This window comes from Pseudomonas sp. R25(2017) (assembly GCF_002112565.1).
In the GTDB taxonomy this organism is placed as follows: Bacteria; Pseudomonadota; Gammaproteobacteria; order Pseudomonadales; family Pseudomonadaceae; genus Aquipseudomonas; species Aquipseudomonas ekonensis.
Genome location: NZ_NEHZ01000019.1, coordinates 123,793 through 144,936 on the forward strand (window position 1 = coordinate 123,793; position 21,144 = coordinate 144,936).

Genomic DNA, 21,144 nt, shown 5'->3' on the forward strand with positions numbered 1-21,144 from the left:
CGACACCCCCCGCCCCACCCTGCGGGGCGGGGGTGAACCCAATAGCCACAGGGCCTGAGCATGCCGCACCCGTTCATCTTCCGCACCGTCGACCTGGATGGCCAGACCATCCGCACCGCGGTGCGCCCCGGCAAGCCTCACTTGACGCCCTTGCTGATCTTCAACGGCATCGGCGCCAACCTGGAGCTGGTGTTTCCCTTTGTCGCGGCGCTGGATCCGGATCTTGAGGTCATCGCCTTCGACGTGCCCGGCGTCGGCGGTTCCTCGACGCCGAGCCGACCGTACCGGTTCGCCGGCCTGGCGAAACTCACCGCACGGATGCTCGACTACCTCGACTACGGCCAGGTCAACGCGATCGGCGTGTCGTGGGGCGGCGCCCTGGCGCAGCAGTTCGCCCATGACTACCCCGAGCGCTGCAAGAAACTGGTGCTGGCGGCCACCGCCGCCGGTGCCTTCATGGTGCCGGGCAAGCCGAAGGTGCTGTGGATGATGGCCAGCCCGCGCCGCTACATCCAGCCGTCCCACGTGATCCGCATCGCGCCGCTGATCTACGGCGGCTCGTTCCGCCGCGACCCGACCCTCGCCGCCAGCCACGCGGCCAAGGTGCGCTCGGCGGGCAAGCTGGGCTACTACTGGCAATTGTTCGCGGGCCTGGGCTGGACCAGCATCCACTGGCTGCACAAGATCCATCAGCCGACCCTGGTGCTGGCCGGCGACGACGACCCGCTGATCCCGCTGATCAACATGCGCATGCTCGCCTGGCGGATCCCCAACGCCCAGCTGCACATCATCGACGACGGCCACCTGTTCCTGATCACCCGGGCCGAAGCGGTGGCGCCGATCATCATGAAATTCCTGGAGGAGGAACGTCAGCGTGCGGTGATGCATCCGCATCCGGCATCGCCGGGGGCATGACCGATCCGGCACGTTTTATGGAAGGTGTGTGGCAGGACGCCGCGCAGGCAACAATCCGCAACAGCGTCTATGGTTCTCTGGTTCGGTGTGTTTGTGTTTGGCCTGAAGACGAAGGAGTGTTGACTCATGCGCGACAAACCAGCGACCGGCGTGGTGCCCAGCCCCGCCGTGTTCATCAATGCACAAAGCGCGATGACCGGGCTGCGCGGCCGGGATCTGATCTCGACCCTGCGCAGCGTCGCGGCCCATGGCCTGCGCAACCCGATCCACAGCGCACGCCATGCCTTGAGGCTAGGAAGCCAGCTGGGCCGCGTCCTGCTCGGTGAGACCCTGCACCCGATCAACGCGCAGGACACCCGCTTCAGCGATCCGGCCTGGAGCCTCAATCCGTTCTACCGGCGCAGTCTTCAGGCCTATCTGAGCTGGCAGAAACAGGTCAAGAGCTGGATCGACGAGAGCAGCATGAGCGAAGACGACCGCGCCCGCGCGCAGTTCGCCTTCAGCCTGCTCAACGACGCCGTGGCGCCCTCCAACACCCTGCTCAATCCGCTGGCGGTCAAGGAGCTGTTCAACTCCGGCGGGCAGAGCCTGGTACGGGGCCTGGGCCACCTGATCGACGACCTGCTGCACAACGACGGCCTGCCGCGCCAAGTGTCGAAGCAGGCGTTCGAGATCGGCAAGACTGTCGCCACCACCACCGGCTCCGTGGTGTTTCGCAACGAGATGCTGGAGCTCATCCAGTACCGGCCGATGAGCGAGAAACAGTACGCCAAGCCGCTGCTGGTGGTGCCGCCGCAGATCAACAAGTACTACATCTTCGACCTGAGCCCGCACAACAGCTTCGTCCAGTTCGCCCTCAAGAACGGCCTGCAGACCTTCATGATCAGCTGGCGCAACCCGGACGTGCGCCACCGCGAATGGGGCCTGTCGACCTACGTCGAGGCGGTGGAGGAAGCGATGAACGTCTGCCGCTCGATCACCGGCGCCCGCGACGTCAACCTGATGGGCGCCTGCGCCGGCGGCCTCACCATCGCCGCGCTGCAAGGCCACCTGCAGGCCAAGCGGCAGCTGCGCCGGGTCTCCAGCGCCACTTACCTGGTGAGCCTGCTCGACAGCCAGTTCGACACGCCGGCGACGCTGTTCGCCGACGAGCAGACCCTCGAGGCGGCCAAGCGCCGTTCCTACCAGCGGGGCGTGCTCGACGGCCGCGACATGGCCAAGGTGTTCGCCTGGATGCGCCCCAACGACCTGATCTGGAACTACTTCGTCAACAACTACCTGTTGGGCAAGGCGCCGCCGCCGTTCGACATCCTCTACTGGAACAACGACAGCACCCGCCTGCCGGCGGCGTTCCACGGCGACCTGCTGGACTTCTTCAAGCACAACCCGCTGACCCACCCCGGCGGCCTGGAGGTGTGCGGCACGCCGATCGACCTGCAGAAGGTCACGGTCGACAGCTTCAACGTGGCCGGCATGAACGACCACATCACGCCGTGGGACGCGGTGTACCGCTCGACCCTGCTGCTGGGCGGCGAGCGGCGCTTCGTGCTGTCCAACAGCGGTCACGTGCAGAGCATCCTCAACCCGCCGGGCAACCCGAAGGCCAACTACGTCGAGAACGGCAAGCTGAGCGGCGACCCCCGCGCCTGGTACTACGACGCGAAAAAGGTCGACGGCAGCTGGTGGACGCAGTGGCTGGAGTGGATCCAGCAGCGCTCCGGCGCCCAGCGCGAGACCCAGATGACCCTCGGCAGCCCCGACTACCCAACGATGGAAGCGGCACCCGGCACCTACGTGCGCGTGCGCTGACGCCCCGAAACCTTTTAAGAAGACTGGATGAAAACCCGCGACCGGATTCTCGAATGTGCCCTGCAGCTGTTCAACGAAAAGGGCGAGCCGAACGTCTCCACCATGGAGGTTGCCAACGAGATGGGGATCAGCCCCGGCAACCTCTACTACCACTTCCACGGCAAGGAGCCGCTGATCCTCGGGCTGTTCGAACGCTTTCAGGGCGAACTGGCGCCGTTGCTCGACCCGCCCGCCGACGTCGAGCTGGCACCGGAGGACTACTGGCTGTTCCTGCACCTGATCGTCGAGCGCCTGGCGCTCTACCGGTTCCTGTTCCAGGACCTGTCGAACCTGTCCGGACGCCTGCCGAAGCTGGCCAAGGGCATCCGCAACCTGCTCAATGTCCTCAAGCGCACGCTGGCGTCCTTGCTGGCGCGCCTGAAGGCGCAGGGGCTGCTGGTCAGCGACACCCAGGCCCTGGGGCAACTGGTGGAGCAGATCACCCTGACCTTGCTGTTTTCCCTGGACTACCAGCGGATCCTCGACCGCGAGGGCGAGGTGCGGCTGGTGGTGTACCAGATCATGATGCTGGTGGCGCCGCACCTGCTGCCGCCGATCAAGGCGGCGACGGAGCGCTTCGCGCTGCAGTACCTCGAAGAGCACGAGTGACCATTGCATCTCCCTTGTGGGAGCGAGCCTGCTGGGGCCGGTGATGCCACATGACACTGTGGGAGCCAGCCTGCTGGCGATGGCGTCGGCAAGGGCGCTGCCGGGCAGGATCAAAAGGGTAAGGCAGCGTTCTGGATAGACAGGACCACAAACAAAAACGCCCGGCCTTCACAGGCCGGGCGTTTTCTTGGGCCCTGAGGATCAGGACTGACTGGACGGCGCCGACGGGGTCGGTGCGGCAGTCGGGGTCACGGCGGATGCCGGAGCGGCGGCGGAGTTCGACGCGCTGACCGGAGCGGCCGGGGTCGCAGGCTTGGCGGCGGCCGGTTTCGGCGCTGCAGCTTTCGGTGCGGCCGGTTTTTTCACTGCCGGTTTCTTCGCGGCAGCCGGTTTGGCGGCTGGCTTGGCGGCAGCGGTTTTCGCCGCAGGTTTTGCGGCAGGCTTGGCAGCGGGTTTGGCCGCCGCTTTCGCAGCCGGTTTGGCCGCTGCGGTTTTCGCCGCAGGCTTGGCGGCCGGTTTGGCGGCAGCCTTGGCCAGTGGTTTGGCGGCAGGCTTCGCAGCCGGCTTGGCCGCTGCGGTCTTGGCCACAGGCTGGGTTTTCAGACCGGTGAGTTTCTCGATCTGCTTGGTCAGGGTCTCGACCTTGCTGTGCAGGGCCTTGACCTCATTGCGGCTCGGCACGCCCAGGCGCGAAATCGCGCTGTTCAGGCGCTTGTCGAAAGCCTCTTCCAGTTCGTCCCACTTGCCCAGCGCGCGGTCTTTCACGCCGCTGATGCGCGATTTTGCCGAGGAAGCGGAATCCTTGGCGGCGTCGACTTTCTTGCCGACCGCCGACTTGGTGAGCTTCTCGGCCTTTTCGCCGTCTTTGACCAGTGACTCGAAGAGCTTGCTGCCGTCAGTGTCGATCTTCGAGTACACGCCCAGGCCTGCCAGCCAGATCTTGCGGGAGTAGTCTTCGACCTTCCCGATCCACGAGCTGCCTTCTTTATCGGTGTTCTTTTTGCCAGCCATCCCGTTCTCCTTAAGATTTACGCGCGACGCGTTCGAGCAATGCCGTCAGCTCATCGAGCTTAGCAGAGAGTGCCTCAACGTCATGTTTAGACGGAATGCCGATGCGATTCAAGGCACTGGCGACGCGTGTGTCGAACGCCTTCTCGACCTTGTCGAGCTGCACTTCGACCCGGCCCTTGAAGGTGCTGACTTCGCCCTTGGCCTCATCGATCTCGGCGTTGGCCGCTTCGAGTTTTTCGGCGACGGCTTTTTTGCCTTTCTTTTCAACCGCTTGACCGGCCTTGATCAGCTCTTGAAAGTAGTCGCTGCCCTCTTGGCCGACCTTGGCGTAGGCACCCAGGCCTGCCAGCCAGATCTTGCGGGCATAGGATTTGACGTCGCTCAGAGCGGAAGTCGAAGCGTCGATTTTTTTCTTCAAAATGACTTTGGCCATGGTGCACCTCACGCGCAGAAGGTTTGAGGAACTGCCCGGACGAGTGTCGGGCTCAGGCACAAAGTAGGGAGAAAAATTAGAAACGGCACCCTAACAACTGACATAAAGCAGGTGAACGTGACACGGTACCTGTGGGAGCGGGCTTGCCCGCGAAGACCATGTTCCTGCCACAAGAAATCTTGCGGATGCACCGGCCTCTTCGCGGGCAAGCCCGCTCCCACAGGATTATCCGTTCACCGCAAAGGTCGGGATCAGGCCAGCGCCTTGTCCAGCGCCTTCTCGATCTCGGCCTTGATCATGCCGCTCATGGCCGACATCACCATGCCCAGCTCCACGTCGACGCGGATCGAATCCTCCGCCACATGCACCTCGCCCTTCACGCCGGAGCGCTTGAGGTTCAGGGTGTCCCCCGACCACTGCGGCTCCAGGCCGTATTGGTCGGAGAGTTTCTGCGCCAGCTTGTCGGCTTTCTCGCGGGCGGCGTCCTTGCCCAGGCTATGGGCACGTTCAACACTGATTCGGGCCATCGGATGACTCCTGATTGATGAAGGCTTGTCGGCAGATCCTGACCGCGGCTGCGGCAAATCGTCCCGAGGGTCGCCCATCTTACCTTGAGCCATTCCAAGACAAAGCATGGCTTGGGGATTAGAATGTCGCGCATTCTCTTTTGGTGACAGCGATATGACTGATCAGCGCAAAGGCAGCGATGCCGAACCCACCACCCACTTCGGCTTCAAGAACGTCCCGGAAAGCCAGAAGGCCGAAAAGGTCGCTGAGGTGTTCCACTCCGTGGCCGCCAAGTACGACCTGATGAACGACCTCCTGTCGGGCGGCATGCATCGCCTGTGGAAGCGCTTCGCGATCGAGCTGTCGGGCGTGCGCAGCGGCAACCGCGTGCTGGACATCGCCGGCGGCACCGGCGACCTGACCAAGAAGTTCTCGCACCTCGTCGGCCCGACCGGCCAGGTGGTGCTCGCCGACATCAACGAGTCCATGCTCAAGGTCGGCCGCGACCGCCTGCTGGACGTGGGCGTGTCGGGCAACGTCGAGTTCGTCCAGGCCGACGCCGAAAAGCTGCCGTTCCCGGACAACCACTTCGACTGCGTGACCATCGCCTTCGGCCTGCGCAACGTGACCCACAAGGAAGACGCCCTGCGCTCGATGCTGCGCGTGCTCAAGCCCGGCGGCCGCCTGCTGGTGCTGGAGTTCTCCAAGCCGACCAACGCGCTGATGTCCAAGGCCTACGACGCCTACTCGTTCGCCTTCATGCCGCTGATGGGCAAGCTGATCACCAACGACGCGGAAAGCTACCGTTACCTGGCCGAGTCGATCCGCATGCACCCGGACCAGGAAACCCTGAAGTCGATGATGGTCGAGGCCGGCTTCGACCGCGTGACCTATCACAACATGACCTCGGGCATCGTCGCCCTGCACCGCGGCATCAAGCCCTGATGCTGCTGACCGGGCTGCTGGCCAGCGTCGAAACCGGCCTGAACCGGGTGCTGCGTCTCGACAGCACCGCGCTGCCGCGCCTGGCGCACCTGACCGGCAAAGTCATCGCCGTCGACTGCGCAAGCCCGGCGCTGCAACTGTTCATCCTGCCCAGCGACGAAGGCCTGATGCTGGCCTCGCGCTGGGAGACCGGCGTCGACTGCACCCTGCGTGCGCCGGCGTCGAGCCTGGTGAAGCTGGCCCTGAGCAAGGACAAGACCGCGGTGCTGCACGCGCCGGAGGTCGAGCTCGACGGCGACAGCGGCGTGCTGCTGGAACTGGCGGGCATCCTGCAGGACCTGGAGCTGGACTGGGAGTACGAACTCTCGCGCTGGCTCGGCCCCGTCGCCACGCAACTGGTCGGCGGCCACCTGCGCAGCCGCGCCCGCTGGTACCGGCAAGGCTTCGCCAGCCTCAACCAGAACCTCGCCGAATACCTGGCCGAAGAATCGCGCACCCTCGTCGGGCAGCGCGAAGCCGAAGCCCGGTTCCGCGAACTGGACCGGATCAAGCTTGATCTGGAACGTCTCGAGGCGCGTTTCGAGCGCCTTTCCCGATCCCTCGACCCAAGCGATAACGCATGAAGCTGCTTGCCGTCCGCCGTCTGTTGCGCATCCAGCGCGTCGTGATCCGCTACCGACTCGATGACCTGCTGTTCGAACTCCCGTTGCCGTGGTTCCTGCTGGGCCTGCGCTATGTGCTGCCGTGGCGCTGGTTCCCGCGCAAGCCGCTGGCGCTGAGCCGGGGCGCGCGCCTGCGCCTGGCGCTGCAGGACCTGGGGCCGATCTTCATCAAGTTCGGGCAGATCCTCTCGACCCGCCGCGACCTGCTGCCGGAAGACATCGCCGACGAACTGATGCTGCTGCAGGACCGGGTGCCGCCGTTCGACTCGCAACTGTCGGTGCGGCTGATCGAAGAGCAGTTGGGCAAGAGGATCGACGAGGTGTTCAGCCGCTTCGACGTCGAGCCGCTGGCCTCCGCCTCGGTGGCGCAGGTGCATGCCGCCCAGCTCAAGACCGGCGAAGAGGTGGTGGTCAAGGTGATCCGTCCGGGCCTCAAGCCGGTGATCGCCCAGGATCTGGCGTGGCTGTTCATCCTCGCCCGCGCCGCCGAGAAGGTCTCGGCCGATGCCCGCCTGCTGCACCCGGTGGACGTGGTCAGCGACTACGAAAAGACCATCTACGACGAACTCGACCTGCTGCGCGAGGCGGCCAACGCCAGCCAGCTCAAGCGCAACTTCGACGGTTCGCCGCTGCTCTATGTGCCGCAGGTCTATTGGGACTGGTGCCGGCCGAAGGTGCTGGTGATGGAGCGCATCTACGGCATCCAGGTGACGGACCTGGCGACCCTGGCCGACCAGCGCACCGACATGAAGATGCTCGCCGAACGCGGCGTGGAGATCTTCTTCACCCAAGTGTTCCGCGACAGCTTCTTCCACGCCGACATGCACCCGGGCAACATCTTCGTCAGCACGGTCAACCCATGGAGCCCGCAGTACATCGCCATCGACTGCGGCATCGTCGGCAGCCTGACCCCGCAGGACCAGGACTACCTGGCCCGCAACCTGTTCGCCTTCTTCAAGCGCGACTACCGCCGCGTGGCGCAGCTGCACATCGATTCGGGCTGGGTGCCGGCGGAAACCAAGCTCAACGAATTCGAAGCGGCGATCCGCACCGTGTGCGAACCGATCTTCGAAAAACCGTTAAAAGATATTTCATTTGGCCAGGTGCTGATGCGCCTGTTCCAGACGGCGCGGCGCTTCAACATGGAAGTCCAGCCGCAACTGGTGCTGCTGCAGAAGACCCTGCTGAACATCGAAGGCCTGGGTCGTCAGCTGTATCCAGAGCTGGATCTGTGGAACACCGCCCAGCCGTTCCTCGAACGCTGGATGCGCGAGCGCGTGAGCCCCAAGGCCTTGATCGGCAACGTGCAGAGCCAGTTCGAACAGCTGCCGCACCTGGCCAACATGGCCCGCGACCTGCTCGAGCGCCTGTCCCAGCCCCACGCCAGCGACCCGCCGCCGCCCTGGAAAAAGCGCAAGGACGACTGGTTCCTGCGCCTGCTCGGCAGCGCCCACCTGGCGGGCGGCACGATCCTCGCCGCCGGCGGTCCGCTGCACGAACTGGGGCAATGGCCCGCCGGGATCATGGTGGCAGTGGGCTTGTATCTGGTCGTTCGCCGATAGCCAGTTCCGCGATCGGCTGGCACACTGTTCGAACGCCTGAACCCGACCAATGAAGCGTGGGGTTCGCTGTCGGAGTCGAAGATGAAAAACTGGCTGGACGAGATCAAGTGGGACGCCGATGGCCTGGTGCCGGCGATCGCCCAGGATCACAAGACCGGACGCGTGCTGATGATGGCCTGGATGAACCGCGAGGCGCTCGAGCTGACCGCCGCGGAAAACCGTGCAATCTACTGGTCACGTTCCCGTGGCAAGCTGTGGCGCAAGGGAGAGGAGTCCGGCCATGTGCAGACCCTGCACGAGATGCGCCTGGACTGCGACGCCGACGTGATCATCCTGATGGTCGAGCAGATCGGCGACATCGCCTGCCATACCGGCCGTCAGAGCTGCTTCTACCGCGTCTTCGAGAACGGCGACTGGAAAACGGTCGACCCGGTCCTGAAAGACCCGCACGCCATCTATTCCGCCGCAGGACACACACATGAGTGACACCCTGACCCGCCTCGCCCAGGTGCTCGAAGAGCGCAAGGGCGCGGCCGCCGACACCTCGTATGTCGCCAGCCTGTACCACAAGGGCCTGAACAAGATTCTGGAGAAGGTCGGCGAAGAGTCGGTGGAGACCATCATCGCCGCCAAGGACGCCGCCGTCAGCGGCGACTGCAGCGACGTGATCTACGAGACCGCCGACCTGTGGTTCCACAGCCTGGTCATGCTCGCCCAGCTGGGGCAGCATCCGCAGGCCGTGCTGGATGAGCTGGACCGTCGCTTCGGCCTGTCCGGACACGCCGAGAAAGCCTCGCGTCCGTCCGCCTGAAAACCAATTAGAGAGGAGCTGCAAGATGGGCATTTTTGACTGGAAACACTGGATCGTCATTCTGGTGGTCGTGGTGCTGGTGTTCGGCACCAAGAAACTGAAGAACCTGGGCACCGACGTCGGCGAATCGATCAAGGGCTTTCGCAAGGCCATGAACGACGACGAGAAACCGGCCGACCCGGGCGCCGCGCCTGCCCAACCGGTGCCGCCGGTGCAGCCGCAAGCCACCGCCCAGGCCAACCCGCCGCACACCATCGACGTGCAGGCGCAGAAGGTCGAAGAGCCGATCCGCAAAGACGTGTGAGCACTGACTAATGTTTGGTATCAGCTTCTCTGAACTGCTGCTCGTCGGCCTCGTCGCCCTGCTGGTGCTGGGCCCCGAGCGCCTGCCGGGCGCTGCGCGCACCGCCGGCCTGTGGGTCGGGCGCCTGAAGCGCAGCTTCAACGCGATCAAACAGGAAGTTGAACGTGAGATCGGTGCCGACGAAATCCGCCGGCAACTGCACAACGAGCACATCCTGTCCCTGGAGCAGGAGGCTCGCAAGATCCTCACGCCGGTCCAGCAGGAACCGACGCCGGTCGAGCACGTGGGCGGGCAGACGATCCACAGCCCTGCGGCGCCGGCACCTGCGGCCCCCGCGCCAGCGCCGGCCGAACCCGTTGCCCCAGCTGCCGCGCCGACCGCGCCGGCCCCTCACGACCCGACATTGCCACCGCGAGCCCCATGAGCGATCTCCCCGAAAACGACCAGCACATGCCGCTGGTTTCGCACCTCACCGAGTTGCGCACCCGTCTGCTGCGTTGCGTCGCGGCGATCTTCATCATCTTCGCCGGGCTGTTCGCCTTCACCCAGCAGATCTACACCTTCGTCTCGACGCCGCTGCGCCAGTACCTGCCGGCCGGCGCGACGATGATCGCCACCGACGTGTCGTCGCCGTTCCTGACGCCCCTGAAGCTGACGATGATGGTCTCGCTGTTCCTGGCGATCCCGGTGATCCTGCACCAGATCTGGGGCTTCATCGCGCCGGGCCTGTACAAGCATGAGAAACGCGTCGCGGTGCCGCTGCTGATCTCCAGCATCCTGCTGTTCTACACCGGCATGGCGTTCGCCTACTTCTTCGTGTTCCCGCTGATCTTCAAGTTCTTCGCCTCGGCCACCCCGGCCGGCGTCGAGATGATGACCGACATCACCAGCTACCTCGACTTCGTCATGACGCTGTTCTTCGCCTTCGGCGTGGCGTTCGAGATCCCGGTGGCCGTGGTGCTGCTGGTGTGGATCGGCGTGGTCGACGTCAAGTACCTGAAGAAGATCCGCCCGTACGTGATCATCGGCTGCTTCGTGGTCGGCATGATCCTCACCCCGCCGGACATCTTCTCCCAGACCCTGTTGGCCGTGCCGATGTGGATGCTGTTCGAGGTCGGCATCCTGTTCGGCAGCCTGGTGAGCAAGCGCGAACGCCCGGACGAGACCGCCGACGACCACAACGACCAGCCGCCAGCGACCCAGCCATGAACCTGCTGCTGCTCGAAGAGGCCGATTTCATTGCGGCCGACCGCGTCGTGCTGCGCGACCGCCGCCTGACCCACATGCAGGAGGTCCACCGTTCGGAAGTCGGCGACAGCCTGCGGGTGGGGCGCGTTGGCGGGCTGATGGGCTCGGCGCAGGTGCTGCGCCTGGACGCCAATGAGGCGGAGCTGCAGATCAGCCTCAACCAACCGCCGCCGGCCAAGCTGCCGCTGACCCTGGTGCTGGCCCTGCCCCGGCCGAAGATGCTGCGCCGGGTGTTCCAGACCGTGGCGACCATGGGCGTGCCCAAGGTGATCCTGGTCAACAGCTACCGGGTCGAGAAAAGCTTCTGGCAGACCCCGTTCCTGGAACCCGACGCGATCCGCGAACAATTGATCCTGGGCCTCGAACAGGCCCGGGACACCGTGTTGCCGCAGGTCATCATCGAAAAGCGCTTCAAGCCGTTCGTCGAGGATCGGCTACCGGCGATCGCCGACGGCACCCTCGGCCTGGTGGGCCATCCAGGCGATTTCCCGCCCTGCCCCCGCGCGCTCAGCGAGCCGGTCACCCTGGCCATCGGCCCGGAAGGCGGCTGGATCCCCTACGAAATCGACCTGCTGAACAAGGCCGGGCTGCAACCGGTGCAGCTGGGCGACCGCATCCTGCGGGTCGAAACCGCCGTCACCGCGCTGCTCGCCCGGCTGTTCTGACGGCCGCAAACCGCTCAAGCCCGTGGTGAGGGAACAAGCGCCCTCACCCCAGGATCCCTCGCTGCGGACAAATCGCGTTACAGAATGCCATCACGCCGCCGATACACTCTCCATAAGTCCAATTAGTGGTCCGAGGGGAGTCGTCGCATGTACCGTTGGTTAGCCGAGAATCTTGGAAACGTCAGCGTCAAACGCAAGCTGGGCATCGGCTTCGGCCTGGTGCTGCTGCTGACCTTGCTGATCACCGTGACCGGCTGGACCGGCATGAGCGGCATCATCAGCCGGGGCGACAAGCTCGGCTTCATCTCCAGCCTGAACGAGCTGACCAAGGACCTGCGCCTGGCCCGCCTGGACTATGAGATGCGCCGCGGCGAACAAGGCCCCGGCGCCGTCAACGACCTGCTCGGCAAGCTCGACAGCGGCCTGCAGACCGCCCGCGGACTGATCGAGCAACCGGCCGACGTGGCGATGATCGACCAGCAGCTGGCCGCCGTGGCCGAGTACAAGCGCGCCTTCGCCGACATGACCCAAGCCACCGCCCTGCGCGAAGACGCCCGCGGCAAGCTCGGCGCCACCGCCGACAACGCCGTGGCCCGGGTGGCCGAAGTCGAAAAATCGATGCTGCAGGGCGACAGCGTCGCCCAATTCAACGCGGTGATCGAGCTCAGCAAGCTGATCCAGCAGGCGCGCTTCCAGGTGCGCGGCTACACCTACAGCGGCAAGGCCGAAGCCGAGCAGCCGGCATTGGACGCCATCGACAACGCCCTGAAGAACCTCGAAAGCCTGCCGGCCAAACTGCCGGAACAGCACATCGCCAACCTGCAGCAGGCCACCGAATCGCTCAAGGCCTACCGCGCGGCGGTCAGCCAGTTCCGCGACTCCCAGGTGGCCAGCGCCAAGGCGCTGGCGCGCATGGCGGCCCAGGGCGACATCCTGCTCGACGTCAGCAAGAAGCTCACCGAGTCGCAGACCCTCGTGCGCGACACCGACGCCGCCGCCGCCAAGAACCAACTGCTGATCGCCACCCTGCTGGCCGTGGCCTTCGGCCTGCTGGCCGCCTGGGCGATCACCCGGCAGATCATCATCCCGCTGAACCAGACCCTCAAGGTCGCCGAGCGCGTGGCCGCCGGCGACCTCACCCATAACCTGGTGTCCCAGCGCCGCGACGAGCTGGGCCAGCTGCAGCGCTCGATGCAGAGCATGAACCAGGGCCTGCGCGAACTGATCGGCGGCATCAGCGACGGCGTCACCCAGATCGCCAGCGCCGCCGAAGAACTGTCGGCCGTGACTGAGCAGACCAGCGCCGGGGTGAACAATCAAAAGGTCGAGACCGACCAGGTGGCCACCGCCATGAACGAAATGGCCGCCACCGTGCAGGAAGTCGCGCGCAACGCCGAGGAAGCCTCCGAGGCCGCCGTGGCCGCTGATCAGCAGGCCCGCGAAGGCGACAAGGTGGTCGGCGAGGCCATCGCCCAGATCGAGCGCCTGGCCGCCGAGGTGGGGCATTCCACCGAGGCCATGGGCGAGCTCAAGCGCGAAAGCGACAAGATCGGCAGCGTGCTCGACGTGATCAAGTCCGTGGCCCAGCAGACCAACCTGCTGGCCCTCAACGCCGCCATCGAAGCGGCCCGCGCCGGCGAGGCCGGCCGCGGCTTCGCGGTGGTGGCGGACGAAGTGCGCAGCCTGGCCCAGCGCACCCAGAAATCCACCGAAGAGATCGAAGAGCTGATCGTCGGCCTGCAGAACGGCACCCAGCAAGTGGCGACGATCATGGACAACAGCCGCACCCTGACCGACAGCAGCGTGGAACTGACCCGCCGCGCCGGCGGCTCGCTGGACAGCATCACCCGCACCGTGTCGGCGATCCAGGCGATGAACCAGCAGATCGCGGCGGCGGCCGAGCAGCAGAGCGCCGTGGCCGAAGAGATCAACCGCAGCGTGCTGAACGTGCGGGACGTGTCGGATCAGACCTCGGCGGCCAGCGAAGAGACGGCGGCCTCCAGCGTCGAGCTGGCGCGCCTGGGCACCCACCTGCAGACGCTGGTGGGGCGGTTCAAGGTTTGAGCTGATGCATAGACCTCGGTTCACTGCGGACCGAGGTGATGCCATCGCTGGCAAGCCAGCTCCCACAGTGACCGAGTTGAACACAGACTTTATAGTCGACCGAAAACCTGTGGGAGCTGGCTTGCCAGCGATGGCGTCCAAGAGGACGCCGCCGCTAGAGCACCTGACGCAGGAAGGCCTGCGCCCGCGGATCCTCCCACAGTGACCGAGTTGAACACAGACTTTATGGTCGACCGAAAACCTGTGGAGCTGGCTTGCCAGCGATGGCGTCCGAAAGGACGCCGCCGTTAGAGGACCTGACGCAGGAAGGCCTGCGCACGCGGATCCTTCGGCGCCGCGAAGAACTGCTCCGGCGAAGCGTCCTCCAGCAGCTTGCCGTGATCGAAGAACAGCACGCGATCCGCCACTTCCCGGGCGAAGCCCATTTCGTGGGTGACGCAGACCATGGTCATGCCCTCCACGGCCAGGTTTTTCATCACATCCAGCACTTCGCCGACCATTTCCGGGTCGAGGGCCGAGGTCGGCTCGTCGAACAGCATCACCTTCGGATCCATCGCCAGCGCCCGGGCGATGGCCACGCGCTGCTGCTGGCCGCCGGACAGGCGCGACGGGTACTCGCGGGCCTTCTGGGCGATGCCGACCTTCTCCAGCAGCGCCAGGGCCTTGGCCTCGCTTTCTTTCTGCCCGCGCTTGCGCACGATCTTCTGCGCCAGGCACAGGTTCTCCAGCACGGTCATGTGCGGGAACAGGTTGAAATGCTGGAACACCATGCCGACTTCGCGGCGGTAGGCGTTGATGTCGGTCTTGGGGTCGGCCAGTTGCAGGCCGTCGATGCTCACCGAGCCTGAGTCGAACTGCTCCAGGCCGTTGAGGCAGCGCAGGAAGGTCGACTTGCCCGAACCGGACGGGCCGATCACCACCAGCACTTCGCCCTTGGCGACGGCGGTGCTGACGTTGTCCACCGCACGCACCACCTGGCCGCGGGTGTCGAAGACTTTTACCAGATCGCGGACTTCAATCACTTTGCGCGAGCCTCCGCTCGAGCCGGCTGGCGATTTTCGACAGCGGCAGGTTGATCAACAGGTACAGGCCGGCGACGCAGAACAGGATCTCGAACGGCGAGAACGAGGTGGTGATGACTTCCCGGCCGCTCTTGAGCAGTTCGGTGATGGCGATCACCGACACCAGCGAGGTGTCCTTCACCAGGCTGATGAACTGCCCGGCCAGCGGCGGCAGCACGCGCTTGAACGCCTGCGGCAGCACCACATGGCGCATCGACTGGCCGGCGCTCAGGCCCAGCGAGCGGGCGGCCTCGTTCTGGCCGCGGGCGATCGACTGCACGCCGGAGCGGATGATCTCGGCCACGTAGGCGCCGGTGAACAGCGACAACGCGGCGATCCCGGCGAACTCCCGGGACAGGTTCATCACCGTGCCGATGAAGAAGTAGAAGATGAAGATCTGCACCAGCAGCGGCGTGCCGCGCACCAGCTCGACGTAGATCGTCGAAAGGTCGCGCAGGGTCGGGTTGTTCGAGAGGCGGCACAGCCCCGTCGCCAGGCCGATCAGCAGGCCCAGCACGCCGGACACAACCGACAGCCACAGCGTCGTCCAAAGCCCCCACAGCAGCGGCCCTGCTGCCCAATGGCGGGTGACGCCCACCACGTCGCCTTCGGCGACATCATCGCCCTGGGCGAACTGCAGGCTGTTCTCGTCGACGGTCAGGCGCTGCTCGTCACCGGCGTCGTTGCGCAGGGTGACCTCGGCGCTGCCGCCCTTGCGCACCAGTTCGCTGACGGTGGAGATGTCGGCGGCACGGTGGGTTTCCTCGGCCTGATAGGCGAAGTACTGCGGCACGCGGTTCCAGCGCCACTCGTAGGACATCAGCGACGTCGCGTAGTACAGCGCACCGGCCAGGCCGATCAGCACCAGCACGGTCAGGATGTGCCAGGGCCATTGGGCTTTTTTCTGTTTCATTGGATTTGCAGGTTCCGAAATCTGTGTCGCTTGGGAGGCCGCTATCGCGGGCAAGCCCGCTCCCACAGGGAATTGGGTGAACACAAATGTTGTGTTCGACGCGAAACCTGTGGGAGCGGGCTTGCCCGCGATCGGAGCGACTCGGCCTTAATGACCCGTCGCCATCAGAACGGGCTTATTCCATGTCCTTGAGCCACTCGGTGCTCTTGAACCACTTGTCATGGATGCGATCGTAGGTGCCGTCTTCGTGGATCTGGTGCAGGAAGTTGTTGATGAAGTTGATGCTGTCGTAGTCGCCCTTCTTCAGGCCGAAGGCCAGCGGCTCGTAGGTGAACGGCTTGTCGAGGAACACCAGCTTGCCGGCGCCGACCTTGTTCACCGCCACCACGTTGTACGGCGCGTCGTAGATGAAGGCGTCGGCCTTGCCGTTGACCACGTCGAGCACGGCTTCCTGCTCGTTGTCGTAGCCGTGGTACTTGGCCTTGGCGATCAGCTTCTTGGCCACCAGCTCGCCGGTGGTGCCGAGCTTGGAGGTGATGCGGTAGTCGGCGGTGTTCAGGTCCTTGTAGGACTTGACGGTGCCTTCCAGCTCCTTGCGGATCAGCAGGGTCTGGCCGACCACGATGAACGGTTCGCTGAAGTTCAGGCGCAGGTTGCGTTCCTGGGTCAGGGTCATGCCGCTGCCGATCATGTCGAACTTGTCGGTCATCAGCGCCGGGATGATCCCGTCGTAGCCGGTGGACACCAGCTCCAGCTTGACGCCCATGGCCTTGGTCATGGCCTTGAGGATGTCGACTTCGAAGCCGATGATCTCGCCGCGCTTGTTGGTCATCTCGAACGGCATGTAGGTCGGGTCCATGCCGACCTTCAACGAACCGCGCTTGACCGCGTCGTCGATGGCGCCGGCCTGCGCCGCATTGACCGCAACCAGTGCCGTGACGCCGACCAGCAGCATCGACAGATACTTCTTCATCTTCAAGTCCCCAAAACCATTGCATGTGCGGCGCGAAAACGACAGAAGCAGGCAAGAACGCCCGGGCGCGCCAATTCGGGGACGGATGCTAACGCACTCGCTCGATTGCACAAGGGTTAATGGACGATTTGTTTAACAATCGACAGCGGTTTCCCACCGCGCCCTGAAGGACAGGCGGGCAGCGCAAACAAAAAAGCCCCGCCAGGAGGCGGGGCTTTCGTCAGGCCGGCTGGGCCTGCAGGCTGACCGGCGGCCGCAACGGCAGCAACGGCGCGTGCGGGTCGGCTTTCATCGACGCCCGCCAGGCGTCCAGCCAGTCGCCCAGGCCTTCGCTCCAGACCTGCTCGTGCAGGCGGGCCAGGGCCACCGGGTCGCTCAGCAGTTGCAGGCGGTCGTGGTTGTTCAGCCCGGCGGGGCCGACCTTGACCGCATGGCGCACGCGCTCCTGGCGCAGCCACTCGATCGGCTCGGCCTGACCGTGACGGGACGTCGCCAGCGAGCACGCCAGGGCGTTCTGCTGCGGGTCGACCACGGCGCGGACGAAACCGTCGTTCAGCGCATGCCAGCGGTTCTCGTGGGTGTACTGGTCGGTGGCCAGCAGCGCCTGCGGCGGATTGTATTCCTCAGGGATGAGGAACAGGCTCTCGTCGCGGGACTTGAGGCCCAGGCCCACGCGGCTGGAGATCACCGACACCGGGATCGACAGCATCAGGGAACCGACGATCGGCACCAGCCACCACAGGAAGCTCGGGTTCAGCCAGATCACCAGCAGCGCCCAGAAGAAGCCCAGCAGCGTCTGCGGGCCGTGGCGCTTGACCGCTTCGCTCCACGGCGTGGAGTCGTCGTCACGCTGCGGCGAGTTCCAGGTCGCGGCCCAGCCCAGGAACGCGGCGAGGACGAAGCGGGTGTGGAAGATCATCCGCACCGGCGCCAGCAGCATGGAGAACAGCATCTCCAGCAGCATCGACACGGTCACCTTGAACTTGCCGCCGAACTCCTTGGCACCCTTGGCCCAGATCAGGATGATGCTCAAGAGCTTGGGCAGGAACAACAGCACGATGGTGGTCGAGAACAGGGCGATGGCCTTGTCCGGGTGCCACTGCGGCCACAGCGGGTAGAGCTGGCGCGGTTCGAGGAAGTACTGCGGCTCCATCAGCGTGTTCACCGCCAGCAGCGCGGTGGACAGCACCAGGAAGAAGAACCACAGCGGCGCCGACAGGTACGACATCACGCCGGTGAGGAACACCGCGCGGTGCACCGGGTGCATGCCCTTGACCAGGAACAGGCGGAAGTTCATCAGGTTGCCGTGGCACCAGCGACGGTCGCGCTTGAGCTCGTCGAGCAGGTTCGGCGGCAGCTCTTCGTAGCTGCCCGGCAGGTCGTAGGCGATCCACACGCCCCAGCCGGCCCGGCGCATCAGCGCCGCTTCGACGAAGTCGTGGGACAGGATCGCACCGGAGAACGCGCCCTTGCCCGGCAACGGCGCCAGGGCGCAGTGGTCGATGAACGGCTTCATCCGGATGATCGCGTTGTGGCCCCAGTAGTGGGATTCGCCCAACTGCCAGAAGTGCAGGCCGGCGGTGAACAGCGGGCCGTACACGCGGGTGGCGAACTGCTGCATGCGCGCATAGAGGGTGTCCATGCCCGAAGCCCGCGGCGCGGTCTGGATGATCCCGGCGTCCGGCGTGGCTTCCATCAGACGCACCAGGCTGGTCAGGCACTCGCCGCTCATCACCGAGTCGGCGTCCAGCACGACCATGTACTTGTAGTCGCCGCCCCAGCGACGGCAGAAGTCGTCGAGGTTGCCGCTCTTGCGCTTCACGCGGCGACGGCGGCGGCGGTAGAAGATTTTGCCGAAGCCTTTGGCTTCGCGGCAGACGTCCAGCCAGGCCTGCTGCTCGGCCACGCAGATGTCGGTGTCGTTGCTGTCGCTGAGGACGAAGAAGTCGAAGCGGTCCAGATCACCGGTGGCGGCGACCGACTCGAACGTCGCCCGCAGGCCGGCGAACACCCGCGGCACGTCTTCGTTGCAGATCGGCATCACCAGTGCGGTGCGGGCGTCCTTGGGAATCGGCTCGTTGCCGGCGCTCTTGCCGGAGATCCGGTACTTGTCGTGACCGGTGAGCAGTTCCAGGAAGCCCATCAGCGCGGTCCAGAAACCGGCCGACACCCAGCAGAACAGGATCCCGAACATGATCAGGATGCTGGTCTGCAGCGCATACGGCAGCACTTGCGTGGCGGTCTGCAGCAGCGGCTGGTGCAGGACCTCTTCCAGGTCGACGAACGACCAGCCCTGGTACGGCATGATGCCTTTCATGTACCAGCCGGCGACGACGGTCTGGCCCAGCATCAGCAGCAGCAGGATGTAGCGGCGGATCGACCCGACGGTGCGCCAGCGGGCCGCCGGCAGCACGTTCTGGTCCTTCGGCGGCTGCGGCGGGTTGGTGCGCCCGGTCAGGCGCCGCCAGCCGCGCACCAGGATGTTGGTGCGCCATGGCTCCGGCACGACCTTGGTGCGCCGGATCGGCGGCGCGGCCTTGAGGCAGACGCGGCCGCTGGCGTCGAGCGCCAGCATTTCCGCGTCCTGCAGCTCTTCGGCGGTGCTCAGGGCCAGGCGCTGGCCCACCGAAGCCTGGGCGGCTTCGGCAGGGGCACCGAACGTGCTGGAGGACAGGCGTTCATGCAGTTCGCTGAAGGACCGGCAGCCCGCGAGTTCCGCGCGCTGCTCGTCGGTCATCGGCAGATGCGCCAGATACTCGGACAGAGTTTCCGGCTGTACTTGAGAGTTACTCATCGGCAGGCAACTGATAGCTCCAGGTCTCGGTCAGGACTTCTTCAGTCGGGGCCGATTCCGGTGTGGCTGGGGCCGCTTCGGCAGCCGCTGGCTGCTTGGCGTCTTTGTTGGCCTTTTCCTTGGCATCTGCCGCAGGCTTGGCGTCGGCTTGCTTAGCCTCCGCTGCCTTGGCTTCCTTGTCGGCTTTTTCCTGTTGCTTGGCGGCGACCTTGTCGGCCTTGGCGACGGACGAGTTCGACGCCGGCACCGAAGTCTTGGCCAGGTCCGCCGGCACCACGTGCTGCACCAGGGCGGCACGCATCTCGGTGGACTTGCTTGCGTCCTTGATCTTCAGGCGCAGGGTCAGGCGCCAGCCCTTGGTCTCAGGGTTGTAGCGCACGCTGTTCTCGACCAGTTCGGCGTTGTCGCCGACGCTGACCTGGCTGCGCACGTCCGCGTCCGGCGACAGCGCCGACAGGGACGGGCCTTCGAAGTCCACCAGGTAGGCGACGCTGCCGTCCGGCTGACGGATCAGGTTGGACTGCTTCACGTCGCCGGTGGAACGCAGGGTCTGGTTGACCCAGGCGCTGTCCGGCGCGTGCAGCGCGGCTTCGTCGATGGTCCAGTGCATGCGGTAGGCGAAGTCCAGCGGCTGGCCCGGCTCCGGCATCTTCTCCGGGCTCCAGAACGCAACGATGTTGTCGTTGGTCTCGTCGGCGGTCGGAATCTCCACCAGGTCGACGGTGCCCTTGCCCCACTCGCCCTTCGGCTCGATCCAGGCGCTCGGGCGCTTGTCGTAGCGGTCGTCGAGGTCTTCGTAGTGGCTGAAGTCGCGGCCACGCTGCAGCAGGCCGAAACCGCGCGGGTTCTCGACGCTGAAATTGCTCACGGCCAGGTGTTTCGGGTTGTTCAGCGGACGCCAGATCCACTCGCCGTTGCCGGCGTGGATCGACAGGCCGCTGGAGTCGTGCAGCTCACGACGGTAGTTGAGCACCTTCGACGGCTGGTTGGCGCCGAACAGGAACATGCTGGTCAGCGGCGCGATGCCGAGCTTGCCGACCTTGTCGCGCAGGAACATCTGCGCCTTGACGTCGACGATGGTGTCGCTGCCCGGACGCAGGATCAGGCGGTAGGCGCCGGTGGCGCGCGGCGAGTCCAGCAGGGCGAAGATCACCAGGTGCTTGTCGCCCGGCTTCGGTTGCTGGATCCAGAACTCGCGAAAGCGCGGGAACTCTTCGCCCGACGGCAGGGCGGTGTCGATGGCCAGGCCACGGGCCGACAGGCCGTAGGTGTGGCCCTTGCCGACGACGCGGAAGTAGCTCGCGCCCAGCATGGTCATGATTTCGTCTTGCTTGTCGGCCTTGTTGATCGGGTACAGCACGCGGAAGCCGGCATAGCCCAGCTGCTCGGTGGCCTTCGGATCGAACTGCAGGTCGCCGAAATCGAAGCGGGACGGGTCGTACTTGATCTCTTCGACGGTGTTCGCGGTGATTTCGTTGATTTTCACCGGCGTATCGAAGTGCATGCCCTGATGGTAGAAGGACAGTTTGAACGGCGTCTTCTGGTCGGCCCACTCAGCCTTTTCGGTGCGGAAACGGATCTTCTGGTAGTCCGCGAACTTCATTTCGCGGAACTCGGTCGGCAGGTTGCTGCGCGGGGCTTCGAACTTCTGCCCGGCCAGCTCTTTAGCCTTGGCGGACACATCGTCCAGATTGAACGCCCAAAGCTGGCCGGCGCTGAGCAGGCACAGGAGCGCCGAGCCCGCTACCAGCGCGCTTCGCATGCGTTTGGCAGACATTCTTGCTGCATTACAGGGACTAACAATCACGAGCAACCCTCG

At 65.2% G+C, this 21,144-nt stretch carries 21 protein-coding genes and 1 pseudogene; 14 read left to right on the top strand and 8 right to left on the bottom strand.

From position 1 onward, the window contains the following. The first annotated feature begins 60 nt into the window (after positions 1 to 60). From phaZ to CAG31_RS22830, 3 genes are all read left to right on the top strand, one after another. Positions 61 to 915 carry a poly(3-hydroxyalkanoate) depolymerase gene (gene phaZ, locus CAG31_RS22820; protein WP_085585449.1) on the top strand — a complete coding sequence of 285 codons (855 nt, stop codon included), beginning with the start codon at positions 61 to 63 and terminating at the stop codon, positions 913 to 915. 126 nt (positions 916 to 1,041) lie between these two features. Continuing rightward, complete coding sequence (gene phaC, locus CAG31_RS22825) at positions 1,042 to 2,724, top strand: class II poly(R)-hydroxyalkanoic acid synthase (protein ID WP_085585451.1); 1,683 nt, start codon at positions 1,042 to 1,044, stop codon at positions 2,722 to 2,724. A 27-nt stretch (positions 2,725 to 2,751) separates the two neighbouring features. Beyond that, a complete protein-coding gene (locus CAG31_RS22830; protein WP_085585453.1) occupies positions 2,752 to 3,372 on the top strand; it encodes a TetR/AcrR family transcriptional regulator in 621 nt (206 codons plus the stop codon). Between the two features lie 201 nt (positions 3,373 to 3,573). Here the strand turns inward: CAG31_RS22830 and CAG31_RS22835 are convergent, their stop codons facing one another. The 3 genes from CAG31_RS22835 to CAG31_RS22845 all read right to left on the bottom strand — a co-directional run bounded on the left by CAG31_RS22835 (position 3,574) and on the right by CAG31_RS22845 (position 5,343). Continuing rightward, on the bottom strand, positions 3,574 to 4,383 hold the full coding sequence (locus tag CAG31_RS22835) for a phasin family protein (protein WP_085585455.1): 810 nt from the start codon (positions 4,381 to 4,383) through the stop codon (positions 3,574 to 3,576). 10 nt (positions 4,384 to 4,393) lie between these two features. Beyond that, positions 4,394 to 4,816, bottom strand: coding sequence for a phasin family protein (locus tag CAG31_RS22840; protein ID WP_085585457.1), 423 nt, complete (start codon positions 4,814 to 4,816; stop codon positions 4,394 to 4,396). Between the two features lie 251 nt (positions 4,817 to 5,067). After that, a complete protein-coding gene (locus CAG31_RS22845; protein ID WP_085585459.1) occupies positions 5,068 to 5,343 on the bottom strand; it encodes a polyhydroxyalkanoic acid system family protein in 276 nt (91 codons plus the stop codon). 154 nt (positions 5,344 to 5,497) lie between these two features. Here CAG31_RS22845 and ubiE point away from each other — a divergent pair, with 154 nt between their 5' ends. The 11 genes and pseudogenes from ubiE to CAG31_RS29090 all read left to right on the top strand — a co-directional run bounded on the left by ubiE (position 5,498) and on the right by CAG31_RS29090 (position 13,584). After that, a complete protein-coding gene (gene ubiE / locus CAG31_RS22850; protein ID WP_085585461.1) occupies positions 5,498 to 6,268 on the top strand; it encodes a bifunctional demethylmenaquinone methyltransferase/2-methoxy-6-polyprenyl-1,4-benzoquinol methylase UbiE in 771 nt (256 codons plus the stop codon). Continuing rightward, a complete protein-coding gene (locus CAG31_RS22855; RefSeq protein WP_085585463.1) occupies positions 6,268 to 6,891 on the top strand; it encodes an SCP2 domain-containing protein in 624 nt (207 codons plus the stop codon). The genes ubiE and CAG31_RS22855 overlap by 1 nt, the downstream gene beginning before the upstream one ends. Further along, complete coding sequence (gene ubiB, locus CAG31_RS22860) at positions 6,888 to 8,492, top strand: ubiquinone biosynthesis regulatory protein kinase UbiB (RefSeq protein ID WP_085585465.1); 1,605 nt, start codon at positions 6,888 to 6,890, stop codon at positions 8,490 to 8,492. The genes CAG31_RS22855 and ubiB overlap by 4 nt, the downstream gene beginning before the upstream one ends. An 81-nt stretch (positions 8,493 to 8,573) precedes the next feature. Next, a complete protein-coding gene (gene hisI, locus CAG31_RS22865; protein ID WP_085585467.1) occupies positions 8,574 to 8,978 on the top strand; it encodes a phosphoribosyl-AMP cyclohydrolase in 405 nt (134 codons plus the stop codon). After that, complete coding sequence (locus CAG31_RS22870) at positions 8,971 to 9,303, top strand: phosphoribosyl-ATP diphosphatase (protein ID WP_085585469.1); 333 nt, start codon at positions 8,971 to 8,973, stop codon at positions 9,301 to 9,303. Before hisI ends, CAG31_RS22870 begins: the two co-directional genes overlap by 8 nt. Before the next feature lie 25 nt (positions 9,304 to 9,328). Then, entirely contained in the window at positions 9,329 to 9,607 is a 279-nt protein-coding gene (locus tag CAG31_RS22875; protein ID WP_085585471.1) for a twin-arginine translocase TatA/TatE family subunit, read from the top strand. 10 nt (positions 9,608 to 9,617) lie between these two features. Further along, a complete protein-coding gene (gene tatB / locus CAG31_RS22880) occupies positions 9,618 to 10,031 on the top strand; it encodes a Sec-independent protein translocase protein TatB (RefSeq protein ID WP_085585473.1) in 414 nt (137 codons plus the stop codon). Further along, positions 10,028 to 10,816, top strand: coding sequence for a twin-arginine translocase subunit TatC (gene tatC, locus CAG31_RS22885; protein WP_085585475.1), 789 nt, complete (start codon positions 10,028 to 10,030; stop codon positions 10,814 to 10,816). The genes tatB and tatC overlap by 4 nt, the downstream gene beginning before the upstream one ends. After that, complete coding sequence (locus tag CAG31_RS22890; protein ID WP_085585477.1) at positions 10,813 to 11,520, top strand: 16S rRNA (uracil(1498)-N(3))-methyltransferase; 708 nt, start codon at positions 10,813 to 10,815, stop codon at positions 11,518 to 11,520. The genes tatC and CAG31_RS22890 overlap by 4 nt, the downstream gene beginning before the upstream one ends. Before the next feature lie 264 nt (positions 11,521 to 11,784). Beyond that, positions 11,785 to 12,669: pseudogene (locus CAG31_RS29085) on the top strand (methyl-accepting chemotaxis protein); the annotation flags it as partial. A gap of 210 nt (positions 12,670 to 12,879) precedes the next feature. Continuing rightward, positions 12,880 to 13,584, top strand: coding sequence for a methyl-accepting chemotaxis protein (locus CAG31_RS29090; RefSeq protein ID WP_371856124.1), 705 nt, complete (start codon positions 12,880 to 12,882; stop codon positions 13,582 to 13,584). Positions 13,585 to 13,871: 287 nt separating this feature from the next. Here CAG31_RS29090 and CAG31_RS22900 read toward each other — a convergent pair whose 3' ends face one another. The 5 genes from CAG31_RS22900 to CAG31_RS22920 all read right to left on the bottom strand — a co-directional run bounded on the left by CAG31_RS22900 (position 13,872) and on the right by CAG31_RS22920 (position 21,102). Beyond that, a complete protein-coding gene (locus CAG31_RS22900; protein WP_085585481.1) occupies positions 13,872 to 14,606 on the bottom strand; it encodes an amino acid ABC transporter ATP-binding protein in 735 nt (244 codons plus the stop codon). After that, positions 14,599 to 15,558 carry an amino acid ABC transporter permease gene (locus CAG31_RS22905; protein ID WP_085585483.1) on the bottom strand — a complete coding sequence of 320 codons (960 nt, stop codon included), beginning with the start codon at positions 15,556 to 15,558 and terminating at the stop codon, positions 14,599 to 14,601. Before CAG31_RS22905 ends, CAG31_RS22900 begins: the two co-directional genes overlap by 8 nt. A 175-nt stretch (positions 15,559 to 15,733) precedes the next feature. Then, positions 15,734 to 16,531 (bottom strand): transporter substrate-binding domain-containing protein, encoded by a 798-nt coding sequence (locus CAG31_RS22910; RefSeq protein ID WP_085585485.1) that lies wholly within the window; start codon positions 16,529 to 16,531, stop codon positions 15,734 to 15,736. A 220-nt stretch (positions 16,532 to 16,751) separates the two neighbouring features. Continuing rightward, positions 16,752 to 19,325 (bottom strand): glucans biosynthesis glucosyltransferase MdoH, encoded by a 2,574-nt coding sequence (gene mdoH, locus CAG31_RS22915; protein WP_085585487.1) that lies wholly within the window; start codon positions 19,323 to 19,325, stop codon positions 16,752 to 16,754. Continuing rightward, positions 19,318 to 21,102 carry a glucan biosynthesis protein G gene (locus tag CAG31_RS22920; RefSeq protein ID WP_371856121.1) on the bottom strand — a complete coding sequence of 595 codons (1,785 nt, stop codon included), beginning with the start codon at positions 21,100 to 21,102 and terminating at the stop codon, positions 19,318 to 19,320. The genes mdoH and CAG31_RS22920 overlap by 8 nt, the downstream gene beginning before the upstream one ends. Positions 21,103 to 21,144 lie beyond the last annotated feature (42 nt).

Coding starts and splice junctions, on each gene's coding strand:
- CAG31_RS22830 (WP_085585453.1), top strand. CDS start 2,752: ATGAAAACCCGCGACCGGATTCTCGAATGTGCCCTGCAGCTGTTCAAC.
- tatB (WP_085585473.1), top strand. CDS start 9,618: ATGTTTGGTATCAGCTTCTCTGAACTGCTGCTCGTCGGCCTCGTCGCC.
- CAG31_RS22905 (WP_085585483.1), bottom strand. CDS start 15,558: ATGAAACAGAAAAAAGCCCAATGGCCCTGGCACATCCTGACCGTGCTG.
- CAG31_RS22845 (WP_085585459.1), bottom strand. CDS start 5,343: ATGGCCCGAATCAGTGTTGAACGTGCCCATAGCCTGGGCAAGGACGCC.
- hisI (WP_085585467.1), top strand. CDS start 8,574: ATGAAAAACTGGCTGGACGAGATCAAGTGGGACGCCGATGGCCTGGTG.
- CAG31_RS22890 (WP_085585477.1), top strand. CDS start 10,813: ATGAACCTGCTGCTGCTCGAAGAGGCCGATTTCATTGCGGCCGACCGC.
- phaC (WP_085585451.1), top strand. CDS start 1,042: ATGCGCGACAAACCAGCGACCGGCGTGGTGCCCAGCCCCGCCGTGTTC.
- CAG31_RS22910 (WP_085585485.1), bottom strand. CDS start 16,531: ATGAAGAAGTATCTGTCGATGCTGCTGGTCGGCGTCACGGCACTGGTT.
- mdoH (WP_085585487.1), bottom strand. CDS start 19,325: ATGAGTAACTCTCAAGTACAGCCGGAAACTCTGTCCGAGTATCTGGCG.
- ubiB (WP_085585465.1), top strand. CDS start 6,888: ATGAAGCTGCTTGCCGTCCGCCGTCTGTTGCGCATCCAGCGCGTCGTG.
- phaZ (WP_085585449.1), top strand. CDS start 61: ATGCCGCACCCGTTCATCTTCCGCACCGTCGACCTGGATGGCCAGACC.
- CAG31_RS22835 (WP_085585455.1), bottom strand. CDS start 4,383: ATGGCTGGCAAAAAGAACACCGATAAAGAAGGCAGCTCGTGGATCGGG.
- CAG31_RS22840 (WP_085585457.1), bottom strand. CDS start 4,816: ATGGCCAAAGTCATTTTGAAGAAAAAAATCGACGCTTCGACTTCCGCT.
- CAG31_RS22875 (WP_085585471.1), top strand. CDS start 9,329: ATGGGCATTTTTGACTGGAAACACTGGATCGTCATTCTGGTGGTCGTG.
- CAG31_RS29090 (WP_371856124.1), top strand. CDS start 12,880: ATGGCCGCCACCGTGCAGGAAGTCGCGCGCAACGCCGAGGAAGCCTCC.
- CAG31_RS22920 (WP_371856121.1), bottom strand. CDS start 21,102: ATGTCTGCCAAACGCATGCGAAGCGCGCTGGTAGCGGGCTCGGCGCTC.
- ubiE (WP_085585461.1), top strand. CDS start 5,498: ATGACTGATCAGCGCAAAGGCAGCGATGCCGAACCCACCACCCACTTC.
- tatC (WP_085585475.1), top strand. CDS start 10,028: ATGAGCGATCTCCCCGAAAACGACCAGCACATGCCGCTGGTTTCGCAC.
- CAG31_RS22855 (WP_085585463.1), top strand. CDS start 6,268: ATGCTGCTGACCGGGCTGCTGGCCAGCGTCGAAACCGGCCTGAACCGG.
- CAG31_RS22870 (WP_085585469.1), top strand. CDS start 8,971: ATGAGTGACACCCTGACCCGCCTCGCCCAGGTGCTCGAAGAGCGCAAG.